Here is a 4192-nt window from a genome sequence, read left to right on the forward strand (position 1 = left end):
AGGGAGATGATACAATGTTAGCTTCACCGTTTTACTTACATACATGGAAAAAGTTTATTGATGAAGGAGTCCTTGATTCGAACCGTATAAACGAAAGAATTTCAGAATCATGGTACCGATGTAAACAAGCAAATGTGAATCCTCATATGAGTAAAGGTCAGAAAATTTTGTCTTCTGTTTTTTTTCAAGAACAAAAGAAAAAGAGTGAAATTTTCCTTGATATAGCATTACCTCAAATACAAAATATGAGAAAAACCATTGATGAACTACAAATGATGGCATTATTAATCGATCCAGATGGTTATGTTCTATCGTTAAGTGGAAATAAACAAACGTTAAAGCGAGCGAAACATATTAATTTTATTGAAGGTGTAAAATGGACGGAAGCAGCTGTTGGCACAAATGCAATTGGAACAGCGCTAGAAATTGAAGAAGCTATTATGATAAGTGGTACTGAACATTATACCGTGGCATCTCATAGCTGGAGTTGTGCGGCTGCTCCCATTCATAATGATGATGGGAAATTAATTGGTGTTCTAGATTTCTCGTGTCCAATTGAATTTTCGCATCCATATATGCTCGGTATGGTAACTTCAATTGCACATGCGATAGAACGTGAATGTAGCATAAGAGTTCATCAAAATGAATTACACTTAATTCATCGTTTTTTAGATGTTATTGATAGTGATGAACAAGTAGTTATTTGTAATCATCGTGATGTTATCGTTTCTGCGAGTAAGAGCGTTCGTGAACGAATAAATAATTGGTCAAGAATGAAAGTTGAAGAGTTAATGCACCATGGATTGGAAACTAAAATAGAGATATCGGTATATAGTAATGAAAGAATGATTGGGAAATGTATGTATTTAAAGGAAAACAAACAAATGAATACATATTCTACTTTCACATTTATAAAAGGAATTACTTTTCCAGGAGTTACCGGGACAAGCAGAGCATTTCAACACACACTAGAAGAAATTAAGCTTGTTTCACCGACTGATGCTAGTGTGTATGTATGTGGTGAGACAGGAGTAGGAAAGGAATATGTCGCGAGAGCGATTCATGAAAATAGTCCAAGAAAAGACGGGCCCTTTATAGCTGTTAACTGCGGTTCTTTGCCTAAAGAATTAATGGAAAGTGAATTGTTCGGTTATGCTGAAGGTGCATTTACAGGTGCGCGACGTCAAGGATATAAAGGGAAATTTGAACAAGCAAACGGAGGAACATTATTTTTAGATGAAATTGGTGAAGTACCACCAGAGATGCAAGTAGCATTATTGCGTGTTTTACAAGAACGCACAATAACTCCAATTGGGAGTTCAAAATTGGTACCAGTAAATATTCGTATTATTACTGCCACACATAAAGATTTACTACGGTTAGTAGAAGAAGGGAAATTCCGTCAAGATTTATATTATCGTTTGCACGTTTATCCGTTATATGTTCCATCGTTAATAGAAAGAAAAGAGGATATCCCATATTTTATACAACACTTTTGCGAACGGAAGAATTGGAATGTTGTATTTCCAAAGAGTATATACAATCAATTTTTACAACATACATGGCCCGGAAATATTCGGGAACTAGTAAATGTATTAGAACGTATTTACATTTTGTCGCAAGGACGGGAAATATGCGAAAAACAAGTCGTTTTTTTGATACAAACAATGATGGGAAATCAAGAACAACTTGAGTTGCAAGTTGAAAATAAAACAGAACATACATTACATTTTCGCGAAAAAATACAGCGTGATAGCATGATTGAAGCATTACAAAAGACAAATGGAAATGTTTCGTTAGCTGCAAAACTATTAAATGTACCCCGTAGTACATTTTATAAACGAATGCAAAAATATAAGTTATAAAGTAGATTTTTGCAATCTACTTTTTCTTTGTGGGCTCATGTTCTGTCGGAATGTGCGCTTACCGGGGAAATAATAGAATTGTTAGAAATTAATTTCCGGAAGGGGGACTTATGTGAAGTATATTGAAATTGGCATCGGGAATAGGTGGTTTGTTCGAACGGAAACTGAAAATAAAGATGGGACTGAATTTGAAGAACGAGGTATTATAAAACCTATTTATTTTGAGTCTTTATACGTACGTATTTGGTTTCGGAAAACTTGTTTTATTTTTGATACGAAAGAGGGTTTTAAGAAAGATAAGAAGAGAAGGGTTGAATATAAATTTATTGTTGGAATTGTAAGTAGACTGAATAAAGAAAAAGTGGGCTAACATGCGTAGTTATATTGGACAGGAAATTCTTTTGACTTATATCAAATTCATGAAAAGCACATTTACTAAATATAAATTGTTAATAAAACCGCTAAGAAAACTTAGCGGTTTCTTTTTAAAAAGGGGGGATTTGCGTATGAATAGGATCGTAACTGTTTTACTTGCAATTATTATAATGGGGTATTCCATTTATAGTTGGAATGATACTTCGGAACTGAGTATGCTAATTTTACAAACGCTTTTAGGGTTTATGTTAGTTAGCTTAGGCGTGCAAAATTTAAAAAATAACGGAAAAGAAAATAGAAGTATAGGAATTGCTTTACTACTCGTGGCTTTGTTTTTAATTGTTGTATCTTTAATAAAATATTTTATATGAATAAGTTTTTAAATTAATAAAAAATGATTATTTATTGAATCCCCCTCACAATAAAAAGTTGAAATTCTACTTGTATTTCACTATATAAAATATGGCATAATGATTTAGTTAAAATAGAAATGGATAGGGTATTTGAGAGGAGCAGTATAATGAGTTTTGCAATTGAAATAGTAATAAAAGCACCATTGGATGTTGTATGTGACTACATAATAGAAGATGAAAAAATAAAAGAATGGAATACATTTATAATAGAAAATCGCTATCCTTCAAATATGGATAAAGAGAATCCACGTGTAGGAGATAAATATATTACTGTTCAAAAAGTCGGTAAGAAAATATTCGAGGCTGAAGTAGAAATCCTTGAATACGATGCACCGCATATTATTTCACTTGGTAGTGAAATGAAGCAAGGATATTCAGCAATGACTTATATGTTAGAAGAAGATGAGGAAGGTACAGCACTAACATTAATTTCAGAATATGAACCTAGTAATTTTTATTATAAAATGATGTATAAGTTAACAGGCTGGATTTCACGAGGTTTAACTATAGAACAAATAGAGCGTCTAGCAGAGTGTGTAGAAACTGCTTATAATAAAGAAAATTAATATTAAAGAAATATTAAGAGGAAAACGTTACTCAAAGGATTGAGTAACGTTTTTATTATTTTAAGATTTTTCATTGGAAATCTTAAAAGCTCTTTTTTATATTTCTTTATCAATACAAAATCTCTTTGTTATCCAATAAGTAAGTTCAGAAGAGGTAAGGTTATGTTCTCTTTTCTTACCTTGGAAAATACGGTATATGTATGTCTCAATGGAAGGAAAAAAATGACCTGTTTTATTACCTTTTTCCCAGTCAATTATTTTAGTAAGAGTTTCCCACTTTACTTTTTCTTGATGAGCTTTAATAAGCTCATTTAAAAACTTTAAGCTAGTAGGCTGTTTTGTCGTACCTAAAAATGATAGGAAGCTATTTACTAGTTGTACTTGGGTCATTTTCTTATCCTTTCTATATAGAAATTGCTATTGGTATTATTATACAATAGGTGTCAGAAAATACAGTTGTTTATTATTGGAGTGGGAGAAAATTATATGTCGATGTCGCTATATTATAAAAAAATCCGTGAGCAATTAGGCTGTGAACTAATTCTAATACCGAGTATAGCTGCTGTTATTAAAAATGAGCAAGGGAAAATCTTATTTCAATATCCTGGTGGAGAATACTGGAGTTTGCCAGCTGGAGCAATTGAACCTGGAGAAACTCCAGAAGAAGCAGTAATTCGGGAAGTATGGGAAGAAACAGGATTGAAAGTACAAGTAAAAAAAACAAAAAGGGGTATTTGGAGGGGAAAGGTTCCGTCATATATATCCGAATGGCGATCAAGTAGAATGTATTGTTGTTGTGTTTGAATGTGAAATTACTAGTGGAAAACTGAAATCGATAGATGGTGAATCTTTAAAACTACAATATTTCTCATTTTCTGAAAAGCCTCCTTTAGCACTACCATACCCGGATAATATATTTTTATAGATGTAAAATAGCACACCTTATTTATTGAAGATGTGCTATTTATATAAC

Annotated in this window: 4 protein-coding genes and 2 pseudogenes; 5 read left to right on the plus strand and 1 reads right to left on the minus strand. The window is 32.3% G+C overall.

Going from position 1 to position 4192, the window contains the following annotated elements:
• Positions 1 to 14: 14 nt before the first annotated feature.
• The 4 genes from GBN78_RS28870 to GBN78_RS28885 all read left to right on the plus strand — a co-directional run bounded on the left by GBN78_RS28870 (position 15) and on the right by GBN78_RS28885 (position 3219).
• Positions 15 to 1865, plus strand: coding sequence for a sigma-54-dependent Fis family transcriptional regulator (locus GBN78_RS28870; RefSeq protein WP_152127993.1), 1851 nt, complete (start codon positions 15 to 17; stop codon positions 1863 to 1865).
• Between the two features lie 112 nt (positions 1866 to 1977).
• On the plus strand, positions 1978 to 2235 hold the full coding sequence (locus GBN78_RS28875; RefSeq protein WP_000873842.1) for a DUF3977 family protein: 258 nt from the start codon (positions 1978 to 1980) through the stop codon (positions 2233 to 2235).
• A 136-nt stretch (positions 2236 to 2371) separates the two neighbouring features.
• On the plus strand, positions 2372 to 2611 hold the full coding sequence (locus GBN78_RS28880) for a DUF3953 domain-containing protein (protein WP_001080075.1): 240 nt from the start codon (positions 2372 to 2374) through the stop codon (positions 2609 to 2611).
• Between the two features lie 149 nt (positions 2612 to 2760).
• Complete coding sequence (locus GBN78_RS28885; protein WP_152127994.1) at positions 2761 to 3219, plus strand: SRPBCC family protein; 459 nt, start codon at positions 2761 to 2763, stop codon at positions 3217 to 3219.
• 99 nt (positions 3220 to 3318) lie between these two features.
• Here the strand turns inward: GBN78_RS28885 and GBN78_RS28890 are convergent.
• Positions 3319 to 3609 (minus strand): annotated as a pseudogene (locus tag GBN78_RS28890) (hypothetical protein); the annotation flags it as partial.
• Between the two features lie 96 nt (positions 3610 to 3705).
• Here GBN78_RS28890 and GBN78_RS28900 point away from each other — a divergent pair.
• Positions 3706 to 4144 (plus strand): annotated as a pseudogene (locus GBN78_RS28900) (NUDIX hydrolase).
• Positions 4145 to 4192 lie beyond the last annotated feature (48 nt).

It is taken from the genome of Bacillus sp. B2-WWTP-C-10-Post-4, from assembly GCF_009183805.1.
GTDB lineage: Bacteria > Bacillota > Bacilli > Bacillales > Bacillaceae_G > Bacillus_A > Bacillus_A cereus.

Coding starts and splice junctions, on each gene's coding strand:
- GBN78_RS28885 (WP_152127994.1), top strand. CDS start 2,761: ATGAGTTTTGCAATTGAAATAGTAATAAAAGCACCATTGGATGTTGTA.
- GBN78_RS28880 (WP_001080075.1), top strand. CDS start 2,372: ATGAATAGGATCGTAACTGTTTTACTTGCAATTATTATAATGGGGTAT.
- GBN78_RS28870 (WP_152127993.1), top strand. CDS start 15: ATGTTAGCTTCACCGTTTTACTTACATACATGGAAAAAGTTTATTGAT.